This is a genomic window from Mesorhizobium ventifaucium (assembly GCF_935822925.1).
GTDB classification, from domain to species: Bacteria; Pseudomonadota; Alphaproteobacteria; order Rhizobiales; family Rhizobiaceae; genus Mesorhizobium; species Mesorhizobium ventifaucium.
The window spans coordinates 1-226 of sequence record NZ_CAKXZS010000040.1; the positions used below are offsets into that span (position 1 = coordinate 1).

Below are 226 nucleotides of genomic sequence, written 5' to 3' on the forward strand. Positions count from 1 at the left end.
ACCGGTGCTGCGCAGATGGACGGCGCGATCCTGGTTGTGTCGGCCGCCGACGGCCCGATGCCGCAGACCCGCGAGCACATCCTGCTGGCCCGTCAGGTCGGCGTGCCGTCGATCGTGGTGTTCTTGAACAAGGTCGACCAGGTCGACGACGCCGAGCTGCTCGAGCTGGTCGAGCTCGAGGTGCGCGAGCTGTTGACCAAGAACGAGTTCCCCGGCGACGACATTC

1 protein-coding gene is annotated in these 226 nt (G+C 66.8%); it reads left to right on the forward strand.

What is annotated here, in order from left to right:
* A partial coding sequence (locus NMG70_RS27650; RefSeq protein WP_254026255.1) for a GTP-binding protein occupies window positions 1-226 on the forward strand: 226 nt, incomplete at both ends.